The 21,381-nt window shown below is 64.1% G+C and carries 22 protein-coding genes; 9 read left to right on the top strand and 13 right to left on the bottom strand.

Translation table 11 applies throughout. From position 1 onward, the window contains the following. Window positions 1-17 precede the first annotated feature (17 nt). Complete coding sequence (locus CLU93_RS07895; RefSeq protein WP_099760665.1) at window positions 18-1,172, top strand: cytochrome-c peroxidase; 1,155 nt, start codon at window positions 18-20, stop codon at window positions 1,170-1,172. Between the two features lie 45 nt (window positions 1,173-1,217). Here the strand turns inward: CLU93_RS07895 and CLU93_RS07890 are convergent, their stop codons facing one another. After that, window positions 1,218-1,772: a cob(I)yrinic acid a,c-diamide adenosyltransferase gene (locus CLU93_RS07890; RefSeq protein ID WP_099764289.1), complete on the bottom strand. Its 555-nt coding sequence runs from the start codon at window positions 1,770-1,772 to the stop codon at window positions 1,218-1,220. A 150-nt stretch (window positions 1,773-1,922) separates the two neighbouring features. On the opposite strand from CLU93_RS07890, the gene CLU93_RS07885 reads away from it, so the two are divergent. Genes CLU93_RS07885 through glcF form a run of 3 tightly spaced genes read left to right on the top strand, consistent with a single transcriptional unit; the run spans window position 1,923 to window position 5,736 of the window. Continuing rightward, window positions 1,923-3,413 (top strand): FAD-linked oxidase C-terminal domain-containing protein, encoded by a 1,491-nt coding sequence (locus CLU93_RS07885; protein ID WP_099760664.1) that lies wholly within the window; start codon window positions 1,923-1,925, stop codon window positions 3,411-3,413. A 16-nt stretch (window positions 3,414-3,429) separates the two neighbouring features. Continuing rightward, entirely contained in the window at window positions 3,430-4,500 is a 1,071-nt protein-coding gene (gene glcE, locus CLU93_RS07880) for a glycolate oxidase subunit GlcE (RefSeq protein WP_099760663.1), read from the top strand. Between the two features lie 6 nt (window positions 4,501-4,506). Beyond that, on the top strand, window positions 4,507-5,736 hold the full coding sequence (gene glcF / locus CLU93_RS07875; protein ID WP_099760662.1) for a glycolate oxidase subunit GlcF: 1,230 nt from the start codon (window positions 4,507-4,509) through the stop codon (window positions 5,734-5,736). Here glcF and CLU93_RS07870 read toward each other — a convergent pair. From CLU93_RS07870 to CLU93_RS07855, 4 genes are all read right to left on the bottom strand, one after another. Beyond that, a complete protein-coding gene (locus CLU93_RS07870) occupies window positions 5,729-7,840 on the bottom strand; it encodes a putative bifunctional diguanylate cyclase/phosphodiesterase (protein WP_099760661.1) in 2,112 nt (703 codons plus the stop codon). The two genes, glcF and CLU93_RS07870, sit on opposite strands and share 8 nt — an antisense overlap. A gap of 183 nt (window positions 7,841-8,023) precedes the next feature. After that, window positions 8,024-8,509 carry a glutathione peroxidase gene (locus CLU93_RS07865; protein ID WP_099760660.1) on the bottom strand — a complete coding sequence of 162 codons (486 nt, stop codon included), beginning with the start codon at window positions 8,507-8,509 and terminating at the stop codon, window positions 8,024-8,026. A 1-nt stretch (window position 8,510) separates the two neighbouring features. After that, on the bottom strand, window positions 8,511-9,650 hold the full coding sequence (locus CLU93_RS07860; protein WP_180287822.1) for a PilT/PilU family type 4a pilus ATPase: 1,140 nt from the start codon (window positions 9,648-9,650) through the stop codon (window positions 8,511-8,513). A 4-nt stretch (window positions 9,651-9,654) separates the two neighbouring features. Next, entirely contained in the window at window positions 9,655-10,698 is a 1,044-nt protein-coding gene (locus CLU93_RS07855; RefSeq protein WP_099760659.1) for a type IV pilus twitching motility protein PilT, read from the bottom strand. A 70-nt stretch (window positions 10,699-10,768) separates the two neighbouring features. Here CLU93_RS07855 and CLU93_RS07850 point away from each other — a divergent pair, with 70 nt between their 5' ends. Both CLU93_RS07850 and proC read left to right on the top strand, forming a co-directional pair. Further along, window positions 10,769-11,473, top strand: a complete 705-nt coding sequence (locus CLU93_RS07850) for a YggS family pyridoxal phosphate-dependent enzyme (RefSeq protein WP_099760658.1) — start codon at window positions 10,769-10,771, stop codon at window positions 11,471-11,473. Between the two features lie 18 nt (window positions 11,474-11,491). Then, a complete protein-coding gene (gene proC / locus CLU93_RS07845; RefSeq protein ID WP_099760657.1) occupies window positions 11,492-12,322 on the top strand; it encodes a pyrroline-5-carboxylate reductase in 831 nt (276 codons plus the stop codon). Here the strand turns inward: proC and CLU93_RS07840 are convergent, their stop codons facing one another. The 8 genes from CLU93_RS07840 to CLU93_RS07805 all read right to left on the bottom strand — a co-directional run bounded on the left by CLU93_RS07840 (window position 12,323) and on the right by CLU93_RS07805 (window position 17,590). Next, complete coding sequence (locus CLU93_RS07840; protein ID WP_099760656.1) at window positions 12,323-13,039, bottom strand: anti-sigma factor; 717 nt, start codon at window positions 13,037-13,039, stop codon at window positions 12,323-12,325. Continuing rightward, window positions 13,036-13,593 carry a sigma-70 family RNA polymerase sigma factor gene (locus CLU93_RS07835; protein ID WP_099760655.1) on the bottom strand — a complete coding sequence of 186 codons (558 nt, stop codon included), beginning with the start codon at window positions 13,591-13,593 and terminating at the stop codon, window positions 13,036-13,038. Before CLU93_RS07835 ends, CLU93_RS07840 begins: the two co-directional genes overlap by 4 nt. Before the next feature lie 92 nt (window positions 13,594-13,685). After that, window positions 13,686-14,249 carry a DUF3455 domain-containing protein gene (locus CLU93_RS07830; RefSeq protein ID WP_099760654.1) on the bottom strand — a complete coding sequence of 188 codons (564 nt, stop codon included), beginning with the start codon at window positions 14,247-14,249 and terminating at the stop codon, window positions 13,686-13,688. A gap of 218 nt (window positions 14,250-14,467) precedes the next feature. Continuing rightward, window positions 14,468-14,815 (bottom strand): hypothetical protein, encoded by a 348-nt coding sequence (locus CLU93_RS07825; protein ID WP_099760653.1) that lies wholly within the window; start codon window positions 14,813-14,815, stop codon window positions 14,468-14,470. Then, window positions 14,812-15,198, bottom strand: a complete 387-nt coding sequence (locus tag CLU93_RS07820) for a phage holin family protein (RefSeq protein WP_099760652.1) — start codon at window positions 15,196-15,198, stop codon at window positions 14,812-14,814. The genes CLU93_RS07825 and CLU93_RS07820 overlap by 4 nt, the downstream gene beginning before the upstream one ends. Window positions 15,199-15,254: 56 nt before the next feature. Then, window positions 15,255-15,611 (bottom strand): glycine zipper domain-containing protein, encoded by a 357-nt coding sequence (locus CLU93_RS07815; protein ID WP_046683402.1) that lies wholly within the window; start codon window positions 15,609-15,611, stop codon window positions 15,255-15,257. A 108-nt stretch (window positions 15,612-15,719) separates the two neighbouring features. Next, complete coding sequence (ubiA, locus tag CLU93_RS07810) at window positions 15,720-16,574, bottom strand: 4-hydroxybenzoate octaprenyltransferase (RefSeq protein ID WP_099760651.1); 855 nt, start codon at window positions 16,572-16,574, stop codon at window positions 15,720-15,722. 77 nt (window positions 16,575-16,651) lie between these two features. Beyond that, window positions 16,652-17,590, bottom strand: a complete 939-nt coding sequence (locus CLU93_RS07805) for a hydrogen peroxide-inducible genes activator (RefSeq protein WP_099760650.1) — start codon at window positions 17,588-17,590, stop codon at window positions 16,652-16,654. A gap of 209 nt (window positions 17,591-17,799) precedes the next feature. Here CLU93_RS07805 and rfaE2 point away from each other — a divergent pair, with 209 nt between their 5' ends. The 3 genes from rfaE2 (at window position 17,800) to CLU93_RS07790 (ending at window position 21,362) form a co-directional block, all read left to right on the top strand. Then, entirely contained in the window at window positions 17,800-18,282 is a 483-nt protein-coding gene (gene rfaE2 / locus CLU93_RS07800; protein WP_099760649.1) for a D-glycero-beta-D-manno-heptose 1-phosphate adenylyltransferase, read from the top strand. A gap of 159 nt (window positions 18,283-18,441) precedes the next feature. Continuing rightward, window positions 18,442-19,896, top strand: a complete 1,455-nt coding sequence (locus CLU93_RS07795) for a hypothetical protein (protein ID WP_143451719.1) — start codon at window positions 18,442-18,444, stop codon at window positions 19,894-19,896. Continuing rightward, window positions 19,893-21,362, top strand: a complete 1,470-nt coding sequence (locus CLU93_RS07790) for a hypothetical protein (protein WP_099760647.1) — start codon at window positions 19,893-19,895, stop codon at window positions 21,360-21,362. The genes CLU93_RS07795 and CLU93_RS07790 overlap by 4 nt, the downstream gene beginning before the upstream one ends. Window positions 21,363-21,381 lie beyond the last annotated feature (19 nt).

Raw genomic sequence — 21,381 nt, 5'->3', positions numbered from 1 at the left:
AACTCTTCGGCAGGCGCATGAATATCGCATCCCACCTGAAAAAAACCACTTTCGCCGTGGCCGCCTTGCTGGCGGGCGGCGCCCTGTTACTCAGCCTCGATGGCCAGGCGCGCGAAGGTGCGCCATCCGCCGTTGAACCTTGCGCTGGCGCAAGCGGCTGGGACCTGGCCTGTCTGCGCCAGACGTATGCGAGGCCCATCGCCGGCTGGCCCCGGCCGCAGGTGGCCGACGGCGTCACGCCGCTGGAAATGGCCCCGGTCTCGGCCATGCCCGTGCCCGGGCCGTCCCTGGCGCCGGCCGTCGTGGCGCTGGGGCAGCGCCTGTTCAACGACCCGCGATTGTCGCGTTCGAATGCGGTGGCTTGCCTCAGCTGCCACAGTCCCGCGCACAGCTTTGCCGACAGCAAGCGCGTTTCCGTCGGGCACGAAGGGCGGCTGGGCCAGCGCAATACGCCGGGCTTGCTGGGCGTGGCGCAGATCAAGCCGCTGTTCTGGGATGGCCGCGCCAGCTCCCTCGAAGAGCAGGCGCTGGGGCCCTTGCAGCATGCCGACGAGATGGCCATGGACGTGCCGGCCCTGCCGGCCAAGCTGGCCGCGCTCGATGATTACACGGCGCAGTTCGATGCTGCTTTCGGCAAGAAAGATGGCGTGACCCTGCCGCACATCCTGACGGCGCTGGCCGACTACCAGCGCACCTTGCTGCCGCCCGTCACGCGTTTCGACACTTTCCTGGAAGGCGAGCGCACGGCCCTGAACGACCGCGAGCTGCTGGGCCTGCATCTGTTCCGCACCAAGGCGCGCTGCATGACGTGCCACAGCGGTGCCTTGCTGACGGACCTGCAATTCCATAACCTGGGGCTGACGTATTACGGACGCAAGAAATATGAAGACCTGGGCCGCTATCTGGTGACGGGCAAAGATGGGGATGTGGGCAAGTTCCGCACGCCGGGCTTGCGCGGCGTGGCGCAATCGGGGCCGTGGATGCACAACGGCCTGTTTCCGCAGATGGTGGGCTTGCTGAACATGTATAACGCGGGCATGTCGCGCCCCGTGCCACACAACGCACAGCAGGCGGCCGATCCGAAGTTTCCCGTCACCTCGCCCCTGCTACGACCGCTGCAGCTGACATCGGACGAAATCATCGCCTTGAAGTCCTTCCTGGAAGTGCTGTAGGCGCGGCGCGTCATGCACGTCCGCGATCATCTGTCACTTCCTGTTTTACCCTCTGGCGCGGTCATGTCGCCACAGCACGTCGCTGCCGCCGGCAAAGCGGTTCAGCACACGCGACAGCACGAACAGCAGATCCGACAGGCGGTTCACGTACTGGCGCGGATGCTCGTGGATGGTTTCCGCATTGGCCAGCGCGACGATGCTGCGCTCGGCGCGGCGGCACACGGTACGGCATACATGCGCCAGCGAGGCGGCGCGCGAACCGGCCGGCAGGATGAATTCACTCAAGGCGGGCAAGTCCGCATTGTATTTCGCCAGTAAATCATCGAGGCGCAGCACGTGCTCTTCCTTGATCAGCTGGTAGCCGGGGATGCAGATTTCCCCGCCCAGGTCGAACAGATCGTGCTGGATGGCCACCAGTTCGTCGCGCAAGGCGTCGGGCATGGCTTCGCATAGCAGCAAGCCGATATGGGAATTGAGTTCGTCCACGTCGCCCATGGCGTGGATGCGGGCGCTGTCCTTGCTGGTGCGGCTGCCGTCGCCCAGGCCGGTGCTGCCATTGTCGCCCGTGCGCGTGGCGATTTTCGAGAGTCGGTTGCCCATGATGCTGATCCTGTCAATGAAGAATGGGGGCAGCATACGACACTGCGCGCCGCCTGGCTGCGGATTTGGCTTCGAAATGGACAAAAAAAGCGCTGCGCGCCACTTTTGTGCTTACAATCGTTGCACGCCCATGCCCTTTCCCCCCATCTTATGCTCAATGCTGCCCCTGAACCTGGATTGACCGCCGCGCGCCAGCAAGCCGTCGTCGCGGCCCTGCTGGCCGTGCTACCGGCCCGCTGCGTGCTGTCCGACGCCGAAGATACGCGCCCGTACGAATGCGACGGCCTGGCCGCCTACCGCCAGTTGCCGATGGTGGTCACCCTGCCCGATACGGAGGAACAGGTCATCGCCATTCTCGGTGTCTGCCGGGAACTGAAGGTGCCGATCGTGCCGCGCGGCGCCGGCACGGGCTTGTCGGGTGGCGCCTTGCCGATCGCCGACGGCGTGGTGCTGTCGACGGCGCGTTTGAACCGCATCGTGCGCCTCGATGCGTATGCGCGCATCGCCGTGGTGCAGCCGGGCGTGCGCAACCTGGCCATTTCCGAAGCGGCGGCGCCACACGCGCTGTATTACGCGCCCGATCCCTCCTCGCAGATCGCCTGCAGCATCGGCGGCAACGTGGCGGAAAACTCGGGTGGCGTGCATTGCCTGAAATACGGTTTGACCGTGCACAATGTGCTGCGCGTGCGCATCGTCACCATCGATGGCGACGTGCTGGAACTGGGCGGCGAATGCCTCGACTCTCCGGGCCTCGACCTGCTGGCCGTTTTCATCGGCTCCGAAGGCATGCTGGGCATCGTCACGGAGGTGACCGTGAAACTGATCCCGAAACCGGCCACGGCCAGGGTCATCATGGCGTCCTTTGACGACGTCGTCACGGGCGGCAACGCCGTGGCCAACGTGATTGCCGCCGGCATCATCCCGGCCGGGCTGGAAATGATGGACCAGACCTCCTCGCGCATGGTCGAACCGTTCGTCAAGGCCGGCTACGACATCGATGCAGCCGCCATTTTGCTGTGCGAAGCGGACGGCACGCACGAGGAAGTGGAAGAGGAAATCGCCCGCATGACGGCGGTGCTGGAAGGGGCGGGCGCCAGCGCCATCGCCGTCTCGCAGTCGGAAGCGGAGCGCATGAAGTTCTGGTCCGGCCGCAAGAATGCGTTTCCCGCCGCCGGGCGCATCTCGCCCGATTACTACTGCATGGACGGCACCATTCCGAGAAAAAAACTGGCGCAAGTCCTGACGGGCATCGCCGGCATGGAAACGACGCATGGCTTGCGCTGCGCGAATGTGTTCCACGCGGGCGACGGCAATCTGCACCCGCTGATCCTGTTCGACGCCAACAAACCCGGTGAGTTCGAGCGCGCCGAAGCGTTTGGCGCGGACATCCTGGCGCTGTGCGTGGCCGTCGGCGGCACCATCACGGGCGAGCATGGCGTGGGCATGGAAAAGATCAATTCCATGTGCGTGCAGTTTACGCGCGCCGAACTCGATGCGTTCTTTGCCGTCAAGCGCGCCTTCGACCCGCATACCCTGCTGAACCCGGACAAGGCGATCCCCACCTTGAACCGCTGCGCCGAATTCGGCAAGATGCATGTGACGGCAGGGCGCCTGCCATTCGCCAACCTGCCCCGTTTTTAATTTGCCGGAGACTCCTTTGCAAGCGATAGTGGAACAATTCAGGCAGGCCATCCTGGCGGCCAGCGCGGCGGGCAAACCCTTGCGCCTGCGCGGCGGCGGCACGAAAGACTGGTATGGCCAGCAGCTCGAAGGCGAGGTGCTCGACACGCGCGCGTATGCGGGCATCATCGACTATGAACCGACGGAGCTGGTGATCACGGCCCGCTGCGGCACGCCGCTGGCGGACATCGAGGCGGCGCTGGCCGCGCGCAACCAGATGCTGGCCTTCGAGCCGCCGCACTTCGGTCCTGGCGCCACCGTGGGCGGCGTCGTCGCCAGCGCGCTGTCCGGCCCGCGCCGCGCCAGCGCGGGCGCGCTGCGTGATTTCGTGCTGGGCGCCGTGCTGATGGACGGTCATGGTGAACGCCTGGCTTTCGGCGGGCAAGTCATGAAAAACGTGGCCGGCTACGATGTTTCGCGCCTGCTGGCGGGGTCCATGGGCACGCTGGGCCTGATCCTGGAAGTGTCGCTGAAGGTGCTGCCCCTGCCGCTGCGCGAAGCGACGTTGCGCGTGGCGTGCGCGGAAATCGCCGCCTTGCGCTTGCTCAATGAATGGGCGGGCAAGCCGCTGCCGATATCGGCCAGCTGCTGGCACGACGGCGTGCTGACGCTGCGTCTGTCCGGCGCTGAAGCGGCCGTGTCGGCGGCGCTGCACACGCTGGGCGGCGAGCTGCTGGCAGCCGATGAGGCGGCCGCCTTCTGGCTGGCCGTGCGCGAACAGACGCACGCTTTCTTTGCGGGCGCGGGCAGCTTGTGGCGCTTGTCGCTGCCGCCGCACGCCAGCGCCGTGATTGTAAAAGGGCGCCAGCTGATCGAGTGGGGCGGCGCGCAGCGCTGGCTGAAGCTCGATGGCGACGCCGATGTGCAAGGCGCCCAGGAAATCCGCCAGGCGGTGGCTGCCGCTGGCGGTCACGCCACCCTGTTCCGCGGCGGCGACAAGACGGTGGGCGTGTTCCACCCGCTGGCGCCCGCCATCGCCACCATCCACCAGCGCCTGCGGCAGGCTTTCGACCCTGCCGGCATCTTCAACCCGCACAGAATGTATTGAGCGCGCATGCAAACCAATCTCGCCGATTTCATCAAGAATACGCCGGCAGGCGACGAAGCCGAAGCCATCTTGCGCGCCTGCGTGCATTGCGGCTTTTGCACGGCCACCTGTCCCACCTACCAGCTGCTGGGCGACGAGCTCGATGGCCCGCGCGGACGCATCTACCTGATCAAGCAAGTGCTCGAAGGCGCGCCCGTCACGGCCAAGACGCAGACGCACCTGGACCGCTGTCTGACCTGCCGCAACTGCGAGTCGACCTGTCCCTCGGGGGTGCAGTACGGGCGCCTGGTCGACATCGGCCGCAACGTCGTCGAACAGCGCGTGCAGCGCCCCTTGCGCGAACGCGCCTTGCGCTTCGCCCTGAAGGAAGCCTTGCCGCGCCGCTGGCTGTTTACGCCCGTGTACAAGGCGGGGCAGGCGCTGCGGCCCTTGCTGTCAAAAGGCTTGCAGGATAAATTGCGCCCGGGCGCCGCCGCCGGTGCATGGCCCGCGCGCCAGCACGCGCGCAGCATGCTGCTGCTCGACGGCTGCGTGCAGCCGGCCATGTCGCCCAACATCAACGCGGCCACGGCGCGCGTGCTCGATGCGCTGGGCGTGCAATTGATCGTCGCGCCGAAGGCCGGTTGCTGCGGCGCGCTGCGCCATCACCTGAACGACCAGGAAGCGGCGCTGGACGACATGCGCCGCAATATCGACGCCTGGTGGCCGTATGTCGACAGTGCCGAAGCCATCGTCATGACGGCGTCCGGCTGCGGCGCAACGGTGAAGGAATACGGCCATTTGCTGGCGCACGACGCGCAGTATGCGGAGAAGGCGCGCCGCATCGCCGCACTGACGCGCGATTTGTCCGAGGTCATGCCGGCGTTTGAAAACGAGCTGGTGGCGCAGCTGAAAGGGCGCATCGGCAAAAAAGTCGCGTATCACCCGCCGTGCACCCTGCAGCACGGCCAGCAAATCCGCGGCAAGGTGGAGCAGGTGCTGCGCGCCGTCGGCGTCGACGTGCGCCTGTGCGCCGACAGCCATTTGTGCTGCGGTTCGGCGGGCACGTATTCGATCCTGCAACCGGCCCTGTCGCAGCAGCTGCGCGATAACAAGGTGGCAAACCTGGAAGCGTGCGAGCCCGATGAAATTGTGTCGGCCAATATCGGCTGCCTGAGCCACCTGCAGTCGGGCACCGAGACGCCCGTGCGGCACTGGATCGAGTTGATCGACTCCGCTTTGTCCAAGGTCAAATAGACACTTCGCTATATTGCGCAGTTTTCCATTGCGGCGCCGGGATGAAATTGTTCGCCCACTCCAGCACGGCGTCGGCCGGCATGGGGCGGGCGATGCCGTAGCCTTGCGCCAGGTCGCAGCCCAGCTGGATCAGGCGCGCGCCATGTTCGACGCTTTCCACGCCTTCGGCAATCACCGTCAAGCTGAATGAACGGGCCAGGCCGATGACGGCGCGCACCAGGTGCAGGTCGTCGCGGTCGTTGAGCATGTTGCGCACGAAGCTTTGGTCGATCTTGACGATGTTCGCCGGCAGGCGCTTCAAATACGACATCGACGAGTAGCCGGTGCCGAAATCGTCGAGCGCGAACGTGATGCCCAGCGCCTGGCAGGCGCGGATGATGCGGCGCACGTCCTCGATGTCGTGCAGGGCCGACGATTCGAGGATTTCCAGTTCCAGCATGCTGGCGCACACGCCGGGAAATTCGCCGAGGATGGTTTCCAGGCGCGAGACGAAATCGGGTCGCTGGAAGTGGCGCGCCGCGATATTCACGCTGACCACCCAGTGCTTGCCGGCCGCACTCCAGCGCTGCAGCTGCCACAGGGCCTGGCGTAGCACCCATTCGCCGATGTCGATGATCAGGTCCGTCTGCTCTACCAGCGGCAGGAATTGCGCCGGTGCCAGCACGCCGCGGCGTGCATGCTGCCAGCGCAGCAGCGCTTCCATGCCCACCACCGTGCCGGCGCGCATGTTGACCTTGGGCTGGTAGTACAGCCGCAGTTCGCCGTTGATCAGGGCCTGGCGCACTTCCGTGCGCTGGTTGTGGTGGGTGCGCACTTCTTCATCGAGGTTGGTATCGAAGAAGTGGTACTGGTTGCGCCCCGTCAATTTCGCCTGGTAGACGGCGTGGTCGGCGTGGCGCAGCAGGCTTTCCGTATTCAAGTCCTTGCCCGCATAGACGGCGATGCCGGCGCTGGCCGTCATGTGCAGCGCCTGCTGGTCGCACTGGTAGGGGCGGCTCAGTTCCTGCATCAATTGCGTGACGTTCTGTTCGATGCTGGCGATATTCACCTGGCCGCACAGCAGCATGACGAATTCATCGCCGCCCAGGCGCGCCGCGTAGTGGACCTGGCCCGTAAAACTGTGCAGGCGGCCCGCCACCTGCTTGAGGATTTCATCGCCCGCTTCGGCGCCGTAGCGGTCGTTGATGACCTGGAAGTGGTCGAGGTCGAACAGGCAGACGGCCAGCAGGCGCTGGCGTTCGCGCGCCAGGAACAGTTCCTGTTCGAAGCGGGCGGCCAGCGCGGCACGGTTGGGCAAACCCGTCAGTACATCATTGTAGTTTTGCCAGGACAGTTTTTGCAGCGCCTGCTGCATGTGCACGGTTTCGTTCAGCTGCTCGCCCAGCTGGCGCTGGCTGGTCTTCAGCGAGGAAAACAGTTCTTCGACATCGCCGGCCATGCTGTTGAACGAGTGCGATACGGCTTGCGCTTCGGGCGTGGCGCCAGCCGCCAGGCGCACGGCGAAGTCGCCTTCGCGGAAGCGGTCGGTCGCTTGCACCAGCCGCGCCAGCAAGCGCCGGTGCGTGGCCAGGATCAAGCCCAGCAAGAGGAAGACCAATACGATATTGATGGTGCTGAGGACGGCCTGTTCGCGCACCCTCTGCCATACCTGCGCCAGGGGCAGGCCGGGCGTGTAGTGCAGGGCGAGGATGCCGTCGCCGCCGTCCGGCAGCGCCACCGTCAGGCGGCTGCGGATGGCCGTGATGCCGGCCAGGCGCGCGAACCACGCGGGCACCGTGACCGCCACGCTGTCGCCCAGCGGTTTGTCGGCCAGCACTTCGACATGCGCGTCAGCCGTGTCCCAGCGCGCGGAAACGAGGCTGCGGTTCAGCGGCAGGGCGCCGCGCAGCACCTGGCGCACGCTGTCGTGCATCGCGTGACCGTCCGTGTGTACGCTCAGCGGCAGCACGCTATTGGCCAGGAACAGGTCGAGTTGCCGGGCATCGCTCTGGTAGCGCGCCTTTGCCAGCGCCGTTTCCGTACCGAGCAGGGCGTGATAGCGAACGGCGGAAACGGCGAGTATCAGGAAGAAAATAGGAATGAAGAGACGGGAATAAATGCCCATCCGCATCCATGAAGATATGAATTTCCCAAAGACTGGCATCGTTTTTTGATCGATATCTGCGAATAATTATGTCAACATTATCACCGAAATTTGCTATTGGAAACACAATATTAATATCAAGCATGAAATAAATACGGATAGCTTGATTTCAATGTTTGTTGTTTTAAATCAAAGCGTCGCGTGCTATTCCTGTAGTAATTGCCGAATGTCGTCCGCCAGGCTGGCCGGTTTGCTGGCCGTCGCGTAGCGGCGAAATACGCTGCCATCCTTGCGCACCAAAAACTTGGTGAAATTCCATTTGATCGCTTGCGTGCCCAATATGCCGGGCGCCGCCTGTTTTAATTGCGCAAACAGGGGATGGGTCTGCGGACCATTTACGTCGATCTTGGCAAACAGGGGAAAGGTGACGCCGAAGTGTTTCTCGCAAAAAGCGCCGATCTCCGCATTCGAGCCCGGTTCCTGCTGGCGGAATTGGTTGCAGGGAAAGCCCAGCACGACCAGACCCTGCTCGTGAAATTCGCGGTACAGCGCTTCCAGGCCCTGGTATTGCGGCGTGAAGCCGCAGGCGCTGGCCGTATTGACGATCAGCAGCACCTTGCCCTTGTAGCGCGCCAGGTCGACCGGCGTGCCGTCCAGCGCCTCGGCCTGGAAAGCGTGGATGCTGCTCATGTCAGAGCAGTCCCAGTTTGGTGGTGCCCGTTTGCGGGGCCGGTTCTGGCGCCGTTGCGCCCTTGAGCTTGATCGTCAGGCGCAGGTCATTGACGGAATCGGCATTGCGCAGCGCGTCTTCATAGCTGATGGCGCCCCCTTCGTGCAGGTCGAACAGGGCCTGGTCGAACGTCTGCATGCCATGCTCGCGCGATTTTTTCATCAGCTCCTTGATCTCGTGCACCTGGCCCTTGAAGATCAGATCGCTCATCAGCGGCGAATTGAGCAGGATTTCCAGCGCCGCCTTGCGTCCGCCGCCGTCCTTGTTGGGGATCAGCCGCTGCGAAATCATGCCCTTCAAATTGAGCGACAGATCCATCAGCAGCTGCTGGCGCCGCTCTTCGGGGAAGAAATTGATGATGCGGTCCAGCGCCTGGTTGGCGTTGTTTGCGTGCAGGGTCGCCAGGCACAGATGGCCCGTCTCGGCGAATGCGATGGCGTGGTCCATGGTCTCGCGGTCGCGGATTTCGCCGATCTGGATCACGTCAGGCGCCTGGCGCAGGGTGTTTTTCAGGGCCGTGGCCCAGTCGTCCGTATCGACGCCCACCTCGCGCTGGGTGACGATGCAGTTGCCGTGCGGATGGATGAATTCCACGGGGTCTTCGATGGTGATGATGTGGCCGTGGCTGTGCGCGTTGCGGTGGCCCACCATGGCCGCCAAGGTGGTCGACTTGCCGCAACCCGTGGCGCCCACCATGATGACGAGGCCCCGCTTGCTCATCACGATGTCTTGCAGAATGGCGGGCAGGCCCAATCCATCCAGCGTGGGGATGGCGGTATTGATCAAGCGCAAGACCATGCCTGCCTGACCCATCTGCACGAAGGCGGACACGCGGAAACGCCCGAGGCCGTCCGGGCTGATGGCGAAATTGGCTTCGCGGCTGGACGCGAATTCGGCCGCCTGGCGTTCGTTCATGACGGCGCGCACGTAGCCGGCCGCCTGTTGCGCATCGAGCGCGGCGCCCGCCAGCGGCGTCAGCTTGCCGTCGAGCTTGATGGCGGCAGGAAAACCGGCCGTGATGAACAGGTCGGAGCCGCCCCGTGCGCGCATCTGCGCCAGCAGCGCGTGCATGGCGCCATAGTATTCGTGCGTCGTCTGCATGGGCTTATCCGGGGAAGTTTTCAGGCGATTTGGCGGCCGCGCGGGCCGCTTCGGCCGAGATCGTGCCGCGCCGCACCAGGTCGCTCAAGCACTGGTCCAGGGTCTGCATGCCCACGTTGCTGCCCGTCTGGATGGCCGAATACATTTGCGCCACTTTCGCTTCGCGGATCAGGTTGCGCACGGCGGGCGTGGCCAGCATGATTTCATGCGCGGCCACGCGGCCCGCGCCGTCCTTGGTTTTCAGCAAGTTCTGCGAAATAACGGCTTGCAGGGATTCGGACAGCATGGCGCGCACCATTTCCTTTTCCTCGGCGGGGAAGACGTCGATGATGCGGTCGATCGACTTCGCCGCCGATGAGGTGTGCAGGGTGCCGAACACCAGGTGGCCCGTTTCGGCCGCCGTCAGTGCCAGGCGGATGGTTTCCAGGTCGCGCAATTCGCCCACCAGTATCACGTCCGGGTCTTCGCGCAGGGCCGAGCGCAGCGCGTTGCTGAACGAATGCGTATGCGATCCCACCTCGCGCTGGTTGATCAGGCATTTTTTTGGCTCATGCACGAATTCGATCGGGTCTTCGATGGTCAGAATATGGTGGTTCAGGCGTTCGTTGACGTGGTTCACCATGGCCGCCAAGGTGGTCGACTTGCCGGAGCCGGTCGGACCCGTGACGAGCACGAGGCCGCGCGGACGCATGGCCAGCTCGCCGAAGATGCGCGGGGCGTTGAGTTCTTCCAGGCTCAGCACTTTTGAGGGAATCGTGCGCAGCACGGCCGAAGCGCCCCGTTCCTGGTTGTAGGCATTGACGCGGAAGCGCGCCAGGCCGGGAATCTCGAACGAGAAATCGCATTCCAGCGCTTCTTCATAGGCTTTGCGCTGGCTGTCGTTCATGATGTCGTAGATCATGCTGTGCACATCCTTGTGCTCGAGCGGCGCCACGTTCAGGCGGCGCACGTCGCCATGGACGCGTATCATCGGCGGCAGGCCGGAAGACAGGTGCAGGTCGGAAGCCTTGTTGCTGACGGAGAAAGCGAGTAATTCGGAGATGTCCATTTATAATCCCTGTGCCTGCATTGATGGGCTGGCGCACTGTGCCGCCGCCCCTATACACTAGAAAATGATTATGTCCACAATCGAACAGAACTTGCAAGCCGTGCGCGACAGTATTGCGCAGGCCGCCGCTGACGCGCAGCGTGCGCCGGCCGAGGTGACCCTGCTGGCCGTGTCAAAAACCTTCGGCGCGGGCGCCGTGCTGGCCGCCATGCGCGCGGGCCAGGTGGCGTTTGGCGAAAATTATCTGCAGGAAGCGCTCGACAAGATCGCCTTGGTGAAGGAGGCCGCACCGCAGCACGTCCCGGCATGGCACTTTATCGGCCCCATCCAGAGCAACAAGACGCGCCCCATCGCCGAACACTTCGATTGGGTGCACACGGTGGAGCGGGAAAAGATCGCCGTGCGCCTGTCCGAGCAGCGCCCGGCCGGCTTGCCGGACCTGAATATCTGCCTGCAAGTCAATATCAGCGGCGAAGCGAGCAAGAGCGGCGTGACGCCGGCTGACTTGCCGGCGCTGGCGCGCGCCGTGGCGCAATTGCCCCGCTTGCGCTTGCGCGGCCTGATGGCGATTCCCGAGCCGGAAACGGATGTCAACCTTCAGCGCGCTGCCTTTGCGCAATTGCGCGTGCTGTACCAGCAATTGAAGGCCGACGGGCTGGCGCTCGACACCCTGTCGATGGGCATGTCGGCCGACTTGCGTGCCGCCGTGCTGGAAGGCGCCACCATCGTACGCGTGGGCAGTGCCATCTTCGGTTCCCGTAATTACTCTCACTGATTGAATGAAAGAATCACCATGACGACAGAATTGAACATCGCCTTCGTGGGCGGCGGCAATATGGCCGCCGCCCTGATCGCCGGCCTGGCAGGCAAACTGACCCTGGGCGGCAACATCCACGTGATCGACCCGCATGCGCCCGCGCTGGAAAAATTGCAGGCGCAATTCGGCGTCACCACGGCGACTGCCGCCGGTGAAGCGCTGCGCGGCGTGGACGTGATCGTGCTGGCCGTCAAACCGCAAAGCATGCGCGAAGTGGCGGCGCAATTGCTGCCCTTCCTTGACGGGGAACGGGCGCCATTGATCCTGTCGATCGCGGCCGGCATCCGCGCGCAAGACCTGTCGCGCTGGCTCGGTGATTACCCTGCCATCGTGCGCTGCATGCCGAACACGCCGGCCCTGATCGGCATGGGCATCACGGGCATGGTGGCCAGCAGCGGCGTCAGCGACGAACAGAAAAAGACGGCGGACGCCATCCTGCGCGCCGTCGGCCAGACCGTCTGGCTCGACGACGAAGCGAAGATCGACCCCGTCACGGCCGTGTCGGGCAGCGGCCCCGCCTACGTGTTCTACTTTATCGAAGCGATGCAGCAGGCGGCTGCCGAACTGGGCTTGACGCCGGAGCAGGGCACGCAGCTGGCCATTGCCACCTTTACGGGCGCGGCGCAGCTGGCGGCGAACTCCAGCGAAGCCGTGTCGCTGCTGCGCGAGCGCGTCACGTCGAAGGGCGGCACGACGTATGCGGCACTCACCAGCATGGAAGAGAGCGGTGTGAAGGCGGCCATCGTCAAGGGCATCAAGGCGGCCGCGCAGCGCGGGCGCGAGATGGGGGACGAGCTGTCTCAGTAATCAGATCACCTTGACGGCGCGGCCGATGTATAAAATCGGCCCCGTCGGCCGGCCCGTGGGCGAACCCGTAGCCGGTTCCAGCGTGATTTCAAACAGTTGCTCCGGCTGCAGCGGCGGCAGCTTGTCCAACGTCAGCTTGAGGCTTTGCCCCGGCTTGACCAGGCCCAGCGAGACAGGCGCGCCCCAATCCTTGCCCTTGGTCCAGAATTGCAGGGCTTTTTGCTGCGGCACATTTGTTGCTCCCAGCGGTATCAGGCGCAGGTCGCGGTTCTTGCCGCCGCGTCCGCCCGCCTGCACGATCCAGCCCGGCGACTTATCCTGTGGCGCCACCAGCACGACCAGATAGCCGGGTCCGGCTGGCGCCTGCAGTTGCATGGTGACCAGCACGGCCAGCGCGGCTGTGGCCGCCAGGCCGCCGCCGGCCAGCACTCGCCAGAAGGCCAGGCTGTTCCACCACGCCTGCCAGCCGCCCGCCTGCCGCACGGTGTTCGGCGTGAACAGGCTGGCGCTGATGCGCGGCCACAGTTGCGCGGACGGCGTTTCGGGCGCCGCCAGGGTCGTCAAGGGCAGCAAGCGCTGTTCCCAGGCAGCAACGGCATCGCGCAAGGCGGCGTTGCGCGGCAAGCGCTGTTCCACTTCCGCGCGCTCGGCCAGCGCCAATGTGCCCAGCACATACTCGCTGGCCAGCCTTTGCAGTTCTTCGTCGTTGTCGATCATCCCATGCACTCCCGCAAGGCGGCCAGGCCCCGCTTGACCCAGGCCTTGACGGTTCCCAGCGGCGCTTGCAGGCGCTGCGCGATTTCGCTGTGGGTACAGCCATCGACGTAGGCGTACAGGATGCTGTTGCGCTTGGGTTCGTCCAGGTGGCCCAGGCAATCGTGCAGTTTGCCCATGTTCGCCTGCAGCGCATAGGCGTCGCCGGCGTCATCGCCTTGGCGTTGGTGCAGCAGGGTTTCCACGGTATCCTCGTCGGCCGATACTTCATGGGCGCGGGCGCGCGCCACGTTCAGTGCCTGGTGCCGCACCACCACATAGATCCAGCCCTTGCCGCTGCCGCGCGTGGCGTCGAAGCTGCCGGCGCGGCGCCAGATATTCAGGAAGGCGTCGTGCAGCACGTCTTCGGCCAGGGCCCGCTGGCGCACGATGCGCAGGGCCACGCCCAGCAGGTAGCGGCTTTCCTGCTGGTACAGGCCGTGCAATGCCTGCTGCTCGCCCCTGGCGCAGGCGCGCAGGGCGGCATCGTAGTCGAACGGAGTGGCTGGGGCTGGCAAGGTGGGCGCAATCGTTTGAAGTTGACGGTTAGCAAGTTTTCAATGCCGAGTATAGGCCAGAAACCAGCTTGCCAGCCGTCGCTTGAAAGGATTTATGCCGATTTCCAAAAAATGTAATCGGCCTGGTAGGGCACCCATTGCTTGGCGCCGACGGACTCCATGCCGCAGGGGCTGCTTGGCGCCACGCCGCCGCTGGTGGCCACGCGCTGGATGTAGCTGACGCCCTGCATGGCGCCGCTGCCCATGGCCGGGTTGGCTTTTACCAGTTGATACGGAATATTGCCCGCGCCGGCCGGCGCCACGGCCACTTGCGTCGCCGTCACTTTCGAGCCGTCCAGGCTGGCCCAGGTGGCAGGCGGACCGACATACGTGCCCACTTGCATGCCGCTGCGGTCGTTCAAGGCCGCATCCGGGCCCACGAAGACCCATTCATGGCCCGGCATGTCTTTTTTTGCCTTGCATTCATAGGCGATCTTGCCCACGCCCACTGTCTGCATGGCGACTTGATGACCATCGGGCACTTTGACGGCGCTCGGCAATTGTTCCTGCGAGTAGCGCGCGCTCATGGGGGCGCAGGCGCTCAGCAGCAGGGCGGCGCCCAGTACAGTGAGTGCGGGGACGGAAACGGCATGGCGTGGGGCAGTGAAGGCAAGCATGGCAAACTCCTGGTAGTTGGCTCAACCGGTTGGTTGATGTCATTACTACGCAGGGGATCGCCATTTGGATGCAGCCAGGAAAAAATATTTTAGAACGCCTATCAAAACCTACTGCGCGTCGTAATTTGCGGCCTGCGATGCTCACTGTACCTTCGTACAGTTGCGCTTCTCGACCACAACTTCCTTCCGCTCGCTACGGTTTTGTTAGGCGTTGTTAGTTAGTCTGGTGTTTCTTTCTTGCTGAAACGCTGCGCCAGCGCCAGCACGACGGGCAGGGCGGTGGTGGCGTGCTTGAGCAGCGCGCCGCTGGCCCGCAGCAGGGGCAGGAAGCGGCGCGGGCGCACCAGCAGCAGGCCCAGCACGCCGCCTCCTATCATCAGGGGAACCTTGAAACGCGTGGCCAGGGTGTGGCGCAGATTGCCGCCCGTCAAAGGTTCCAGCAACTGGCGCGTCTGCACGCCCAGGGCCAGGCGCTGCAGCGCGCATTCGGCCAGCAGCGCGTCGCGCCGCTGCGCCAGGCTGGCGGCCGTGTGCACATGCGATAACTTGGTGGGATGCGTGGTCATGGCCGCTCCGATTCCCGGCGCGCCAGCAATTGCAGCTCGTCCAGGTCTTTGTTCAGTTCGGAAAGTGTGAAGGACAGCAGTTTCGGCTTGCTGCGGAAACTGGCGCGCACACCGAGCAGGGTGGCGAGGGCGGCAGCGATGAAGGTGGCGGCCGTGATGGCGATGGCGGCGATGCGGTGCGTGTCCCAAAATAACACGATGACGAGGAAGACCAGCAGCACCAGGCCGACAAACAGGCACAGCAGCGCCAGCATGGCCAGCGCCAGATAGGACAGGAAGCGCAGCGACTCTTCTTCCATTTCCACGGCCGCCAGGGCCAGACGGGTCTGGACGATGGCGGCGAGAGTCGCTGCGACTTGGGCGACATGGTGCACGATAGCCATATGCTGCCTTTCGCGTCAGGAGACGGCCTGCGCCGTCGGTACTGCGTCGTTACGATCTAGCGGCGTGACGAGGAAAGCAGCAGGCCGAACAGCACGCCGACGACGGCGCCCGCGCCGACAGCTTTCCATGGATTGTCCTGCACGTATTCATCGGTGGCCTTGGCCGCCTTCTTGGTACGTTCGAGCAAGTCTTCTTCCAGCTTGATCAAGTCTTTCTTGGCCGTTTCCAGGGTGGCGATGAACTTGTCCTTGACGGCTTTGACATTCTCTCCCGTCTGATCCTTGGCGCCATCGAGCCAGCCTTCCGCTTCATTGATGACGGTTTTCAGGTCGCCGACCAGTTTGTCGCGCGCCTTGTCGGCGTCGGCGAGGATGCTGTCGCTGCTGGATTTTCCGGTATGTATCGAGCTCATGTATTACCTCATGGAAGTGAAACTGCACAGTGAAATACCAGTGTAGGCAACAGCGGACAGGCTAGTCTTGCGCCGCCTCAAGAGCTGCGGCGACGCAAGGATCATTGATTAACGGAAAGCAAAGTCCAGCACCACGCCCGCAAACACCGCTGCTCCTAGCCAGTTATTATGCCGGAACGCGGCAAAACACGGCATACGCTCGCGTGCGCGGATCAGGGTGTAGTGGTAAATGGCGCAGCCGGCCGCCACCAGCAAGCCCGCCACATACCAGTAGCGCAAGCCCAGGTGCCAGCCGCAGACCAGCCACAGCAGCAGGAAAGCGGCATAGCACAGCATGATGATGGCCACGTCGTAGCGGCCAAAGGTGATGGCCGAGGTCTTGATGCCGATCTTTAAGTCGTCGTCGCGGTCGACCATCGCGTATTCCGTATCGTAGGCCACAGCCCAGAAGACATTGCCCAGCAACAGCAGCCAGGCGACGACGGGCACGCCATCCGTGATGGCGGCAAAGCCCATGGGGATGCCGAAGCCGAAGGCGATGCCCAGGTACGCTTGCGGAATCGCAAAGAAGCGCTTGAAGTAGGGATAGGTGCCGGCGATGATGACGGCCGCCACCGACAGTTGCTTGGTGAGCGCATTCAAGGGCAGGATCAGGCAGAAGGCCAGCACGGTCAGCACGCCGGCCACGGCCAGCGCTTCCTTGCCGCTGATGCGCCCGCTGGTGATGGGACGGTCCACCGTGCGCTTGACGAATTTGTCGATATCCTGGTCGGCGTAGTCGTTGATGGCGCAGCCAGCCGAGCGCATCAGGAAAGTGCCAAGAATGAAAATGAGCAGCAGCCGCCAGTCCGGCACGCCCTGCTGCGCCAGCCACAGCGCACACAGGGTAGGCCACAGCAGCAATACGGTACCGATAGGCTTGTCCAGCCGTATCAGGCGAAAATACAGCGCCAGCTTGTTCATGGAAGACTCGATCTTGTTGAAGAGAAAGGTCGATTATCGCAAATAGTATGCAAATGTACTATTTTGACGCCTGGCCGCTAGGCTGCGTTTTCGCACAAGGGGGTAATGCCGGGCAAGTCGCAGCTGGCGATGGCCGCGCACAAGGCATCGATGGCCGCCTTGCGCGTAAAACTCTTGCGCCACAACATCACCACCCGGCGCGATGGCACGGGGGCGGCGAAGGGCCGGTATTCGAGCATGCCCTCGGTGGCGTGCATATTGGCGACGGAGGCGCGCGGCAGCACCGTCAAGCCGATGCCGCTGGCCACCATGTGGCGGATGGTTTCCAGCGAGGAACCTTCAAACGTGCGCTGCATGCCGTTGCCGGGCGAGGAAAAACGCGCCATTTCGGGGCACACTTCCAGCACCTGGTCGCGGAAGCAGTGGCCATTGCCCAACAGCAGCATGGTTTCCGATTTCAAGTCTTGCGCGGCGATTTTTTCACGCGCGGTCCACGGATGCTGGCGCGGCATGGCAACGACGAACGGTTCGTCATACAGTTCCTGCATGGCCATGCCATGGTCGGGCAGGGGCAGGGCCATGATGGCCACGTCCAGTTCGCCCTGGCGCAGCAATTCGAGCAGGCGAACCGTGAAGTTTTCCTGCAAAATCAAAGGCATTTGCGGCACCTGGTCTATCATGGCCTTGACCAGGGGGGGCAGCAGGTAGGGGCCGATCGTGTAGATCACGCCCAGACGCAGGGGGCCGGCCAGCGGGTCCTTGTTTTGTTTGGCGAGTTCCTTGATGGCGGCCGTCTGTTCCAGCACGCGTTCGGCTTGCGCGATGATCTGCGCGCCCAGGGGCGTGACGGAGATTTCCGCACCGCCCCGTTCGAACAGGACCACGCCTAATTCGTCTTCGAGTTTCTTGATGGCCACTGACAGGGTGGGCTGGGCAACGAAGCAAGCTTCGGCGGCGTGGCCGAAGTGCTTCGCGCGCGCGACTGCAACGATATATTTCAGTTCAGTCAGTGTCATAGTTTGATTGAAACACAGGAAGTGCTTACTTGCAATGAATGAAAGGTGGCGCGCACCTGAAACTGTGGCGCCGATGGCGTATTGTAGCGGATCGCCCCCTATAATGCGGGGCCGGGCAGCGAAGACAGAGGGCTGCCCGCGCTGGCGGCGGCATGCAAGGCGACAGCCACGCCGGAGCGTGACCAACTTTAACCCAACAAGAGATATCCATGCCTGATTTTGAAAACAAACTGTGCGGCCGTGAGGAATTGCGCGCCCGCGCCGCAGCCTTGCCGAAACCGGTGGTGGTGACGAATGGCGTGTTCGACATTCTGCACCGCGGCCACGTGACGTACCTGGCGCAGGCGCGCGCGCTGGGCGCCTCGCTGGTGGTGGCCGTGAATACCGATGCATCGGTAAAACGCCTGGGCAAGGGCGACGACCGTCCCCTGAACAGCTGCGAAGACCGCATGGCCGTGCTGGCTGCGCTGGAAGCGGTGAGCCTGGTGGTGCCATTTTCGGAAGACAGCGCCCTGGAAGTGGTGCAGGAAATCGAACCGGAAATCTATGCCAAGGGCGGTGACTATGACATGGCGGCCATCCCCGAAGGCAAGGCCGTGCTGGCGTATGGCGGCCAGGCCGTGGCCATCGATTTCGCGCACGACCGCTCGACCACCAAGCTGCTGACGAAAGTGCGCACGCAGCAGGGCTGAGGAACGCCGTCAATGTTTCCATACAGATAAAAAGACGTTACTATGAGAACTGCCAGGGTTGCGACCTCATTGCGTCAGCCCCAGCACCCGTTACACCGCCTGATAGGCATTGCTAGTCATAGAAAATACATGGATCTTAAAACTTCTGGGGATTGGGCTGTGCCCTCCGGCGTTTGGTACGTCGACGACGATGGCGCGTGGAGCATGCAGCGCAGCGCGGACGGCCAGAACGTCTCGCCCCTGCTGAGCCAGGCCGATATCGGCAAGCTGATGCACGCGCGGCGCCTGCCGGCTGCCGCTGGCGCGCCCGTGCGGCTGTTTCCGCCTGAGTTCTCGTTCGATCCCGCCTCGGGCGCGGCCTTGCAGGTGCCGCCCGACACTTCAATTACCCCGCCGTGGGTGCCGCCCTACGGCGCACAGCCCGTCAGCGACGTGCCACCGGCTGGCGCGGCCGGCTTGCGCCAGGCCAGCGTGCCCCTGAAGCTGGCGGACCAGCGCGTGCGCGAAGAGCATGCGCAAGCCGATGCCTCGCTGCCCATGCCGCCGCCGGGTGAATACGAATTCTTTTCCGCCCAGTTTGGCACCAGCGCCGCGGCGCTGCTGGCGCTCGATCCGCGCAAGGCCGTCTTGCACGCCTGGCTGCCCGCCTCGCAACGCTGGCTGGCGCTGGACCCCGACCATGGCAGCCTGCTGGCCGAATCGGATCTGGTCCACGGTGCCTGGCGCGCCGAGCTGGTGCCGGAGTTCAACAGTGTGCTGGTCTTGCCGACCAGCCACGGCCTGGCCTGCATCCGTCCCGACGTGCCTTCGCTCACTTACGTGGTCGAGCATGTGGGCGGCGCGCCGTGTGTGGCCGCACCTGTCTGGTTCCAGAATCGTTTGTGGGCGCCCTTGCGCGACGACGATGGCCGCATCCGCTTCGTCAATCTTGACGCGCAACAAAAGCCGGGCAGCGACGTGCTGCTCGATGGCGTCGTGGACCTGGGTGCCGTCGGCGCGCCCGTGGCTTACAACCGCATGGCCGTGTGGCCTTGCGCCAACGGCCAGTTGCGCTTGCAGTTGCAGCCCGATGGCAACGTGGCCGCGTCGTTGACGTCTTGGCCGGAAGGGCTGGTGCCGCACTTCGAATTCGGCAGCCCTTACCTGTCGCGCGACGGTGGCCTGTGGCAACTGTGCTTTGAAAGCCGGCGCGGCACTTATGTCTATGTGAAACTGGGCGCCCAGGTCGAGAAGGCCGACGCGCTGGCGCCGCGCCTGTGTTCGGGCAGCTTCAATTACCGCTTCGCCACCAAGCTGAAAACGGCGCCGTGGGACGAGCCGGAACACGGCGACGATGGCGGCAAGAACCAGGCCGTCATGCCACTGCTCGAATCAGGCGGGGGCAACAGCGTCTTTGGCGTCAAGTTTGCCACCAGCGCCGGCCTGTCGAGCGTGCTGCGCTCGAACGAGCGCCTGGCGGCCCAGCTGGTGCAGGACGATGAATTGCGCGAAACCGTGTTTCATACCTTTGCCGTCAGCGAGCCGTGGCGCGTACGCCTGTTTGTCCATGAAGGCACGCTGTGGGCGTATCATCCGCTGCTGTCGCGCATCGATGGCTGGGCCTTGCAGGCATGAAGGCGCGCTTACTGAGCGTGGCCTGCGTCGCGTTGTTCAGCGCTGCCACAGCGCATGCGGCCGGCATCCAGCAAGCGTTTCTGGTGCAAAATTCGGGCTGGATGGAGCCGTTCTACACGGATGAACATTCGCAACTGAAAGCCCTGGTGGGCGCCGTGGCGCAGGCCGCCACGAGCCCGTCCGATAAAGTCTACACGCTGGCCTTCAGCCAGAGCAGCGGCAGCAATGTGTCGCCCGCACTGATCGGGCAGGGACAGGGCGGCGCCGGCGTGGCGGGCCAGCTAGCCAGTCTGGGCCTGGCGCGCAAGAGTGCCGGCGGCGCGCTGGCCGACACGGATTTCCAGGAAGCCGTGACCAAAACCATCACGGGGCCGTTCCAGTCCGCGTCCGGCATCGTGTGGATCTTTACGAATAACAAGAACAGCCCGAACAACGACAGCCAGACGGCCGAGCGCAACCGCGACTTTTATCGCTTGCTGCATCTGGAACCATCGATCACCAAGACCTTGGTGTTTCCGCTGCGCATGCCCGTGCAGGGCAAGCTGTACAGCGCCAAGGGTTTGATGGTGTATGCGCTCGCGTATGGCCAGCCGGCGTCCGAGGCGTTGACCCGCATCCTGGCGGAAGGGCGGTTGTCGCAAGTGCTGACGCGTCCGCCCGCGCGATTGAAACCGGTGGACCAGGATGCCGTGCGCATCGTGCCCCAGTCCGTCAAGAACAGCCCCAATGTGCACGCCAGCCTGGGCCGCGACGGGCGCACCATCGTGCTCGACGTCGATGCGGCGAACCTGGTGCCGCAAGTGGTGCTGCAGGCGTCCTTGCAAAACATGTTTTTCCCGTACGTCATCGACAGCGCCAGGGTGCACGCCAGCCTGGCGGGCCAGAACGCGCCGCTGCACGTTGCGCCAGATCAAATCCGCCAGCTGCAGCCGGGCGCCAGCCAGGCCGTGCAGGTACAGTTTGCGTTGCCGATGGCGCAGATTCCCTCGCCGTGGTCGGCGCAGGCGATCGCCGCCATGGGCAAGCAAGTGATGCTGCCGATGCAGGCGCAGGTGGGCCTGTCGGAACAGCGGCTGGCGCTGGCGCCCAGTTTTGGCAAGGATTTGCAGGAACTGTTCCCCGGCGACCCGATCTCGGACATGTTCACGCCGCCCGACAGCGTGCGCGCCTCGCAGGCAACGATACCGCTGCTGGTGCGCATCCAGTATCCGCTGCTGCCCGTGCTGGTACTACTGGGCGGCGTGCTGGCGCTCGTGCTGGGCTTGCTGGCGCTGGGCCTGGTCAGCACGCGTGCCACGCGCTACAAGGTGCTGGCCGACGGCGTGCAGCGGCAAGTGCTGTTAAAACCATTCAAGAGCGTGCAGATCCGCGACGATGACGGCCGCGACATTGGCGAACTCAAGCGGGGCCTGGGCAAGCCGGCCGTCGTGCGCGTGGCCGAAGGCCATACCTTGAGCCTGGCCTGATAACGATTTCCTTCTAAAC

The sequence above is a fragment of the Janthinobacterium sp. 35 genome (assembly GCF_002754575.1).
GTDB lineage: Bacteria > Pseudomonadota > Gammaproteobacteria > Burkholderiales > Burkholderiaceae_D > Janthinobacterium > Janthinobacterium tructae.
Note: the sequence above shows the minus strand (reverse complement) of the source record. Positions and strands in the feature narration are given on the sequence as shown.

Coding starts and splice junctions, on each gene's coding strand:
- CLU93_RS07895 (WP_099760665.1), top strand. CDS start 18: ATGAATATCGCATCCCACCTGAAAAAAACCACTTTCGCCGTGGCCGCC.
- CLU93_RS07890 (WP_099764289.1), bottom strand. CDS start 1,772: ATGGGCAACCGACTCTCGAAAATCGCCACGCGCACGGGCGACAATGGC.
- CLU93_RS07885 (WP_099760664.1), top strand. CDS start 1,923: ATGCTCAATGCTGCCCCTGAACCTGGATTGACCGCCGCGCGCCAGCAA.
- glcF (WP_099760662.1), top strand. CDS start 4,507: ATGCAAACCAATCTCGCCGATTTCATCAAGAATACGCCGGCAGGCGAC.
- CLU93_RS07870 (WP_099760661.1), bottom strand. CDS start 7,840: ATGGGCATTTATTCCCGTCTCTTCATTCCTATTTTCTTCCTGATACTC.
- CLU93_RS07865 (WP_099760660.1), bottom strand. CDS start 8,509: ATGAGCAGCATCCACGCTTTCCAGGCCGAGGCGCTGGACGGCACGCCG.
- CLU93_RS07860 (WP_180287822.1), bottom strand. CDS start 9,650: ATGCAGACGACGCACGAATACTATGGCGCCATGCACGCGCTGCTGGCG.
- CLU93_RS07855 (WP_099760659.1), bottom strand. CDS start 10,698: ATGGACATCTCCGAATTACTCGCTTTCTCCGTCAGCAACAAGGCTTCC.
- CLU93_RS07850 (WP_099760658.1), top strand. CDS start 10,769: ATGTCCACAATCGAACAGAACTTGCAAGCCGTGCGCGACAGTATTGCG.
- proC (WP_099760657.1), top strand. CDS start 11,492: ATGACGACAGAATTGAACATCGCCTTCGTGGGCGGCGGCAATATGGCC.
- CLU93_RS07840 (WP_099760656.1), bottom strand. CDS start 13,039: ATGATCGACAACGACGAAGAACTGCAAAGGCTGGCCAGCGAGTATGTG.
- CLU93_RS07830 (WP_099760654.1), bottom strand. CDS start 14,249: ATGCTTGCCTTCACTGCCCCACGCCATGCCGTTTCCGTCCCCGCACTC.
- CLU93_RS07825 (WP_099760653.1), bottom strand. CDS start 14,815: ATGACCACGCATCCCACCAAGTTATCGCATGTGCACACGGCCGCCAGC.
- CLU93_RS07820 (WP_099760652.1), bottom strand. CDS start 15,198: ATGGCTATCGTGCACCATGTCGCCCAAGTCGCAGCGACTCTCGCCGCC.
- CLU93_RS07815 (WP_046683402.1), bottom strand. CDS start 15,611: ATGAGCTCGATACATACCGGAAAATCCAGCAGCGACAGCATCCTCGCC.
- ubiA (WP_099760651.1), bottom strand. CDS start 16,574: ATGAACAAGCTGGCGCTGTATTTTCGCCTGATACGGCTGGACAAGCCT.
- CLU93_RS07805 (WP_099760650.1), bottom strand. CDS start 17,590: ATGACACTGACTGAACTGAAATATATCGTTGCAGTCGCGCGCGCGAAG.
- rfaE2 (WP_099760649.1), top strand. CDS start 17,800: ATGCCTGATTTTGAAAACAAACTGTGCGGCCGTGAGGAATTGCGCGCC.
- CLU93_RS07790 (WP_099760647.1), top strand. CDS start 19,893: ATGAAGGCGCGCTTACTGAGCGTGGCCTGCGTCGCGTTGTTCAGCGCT.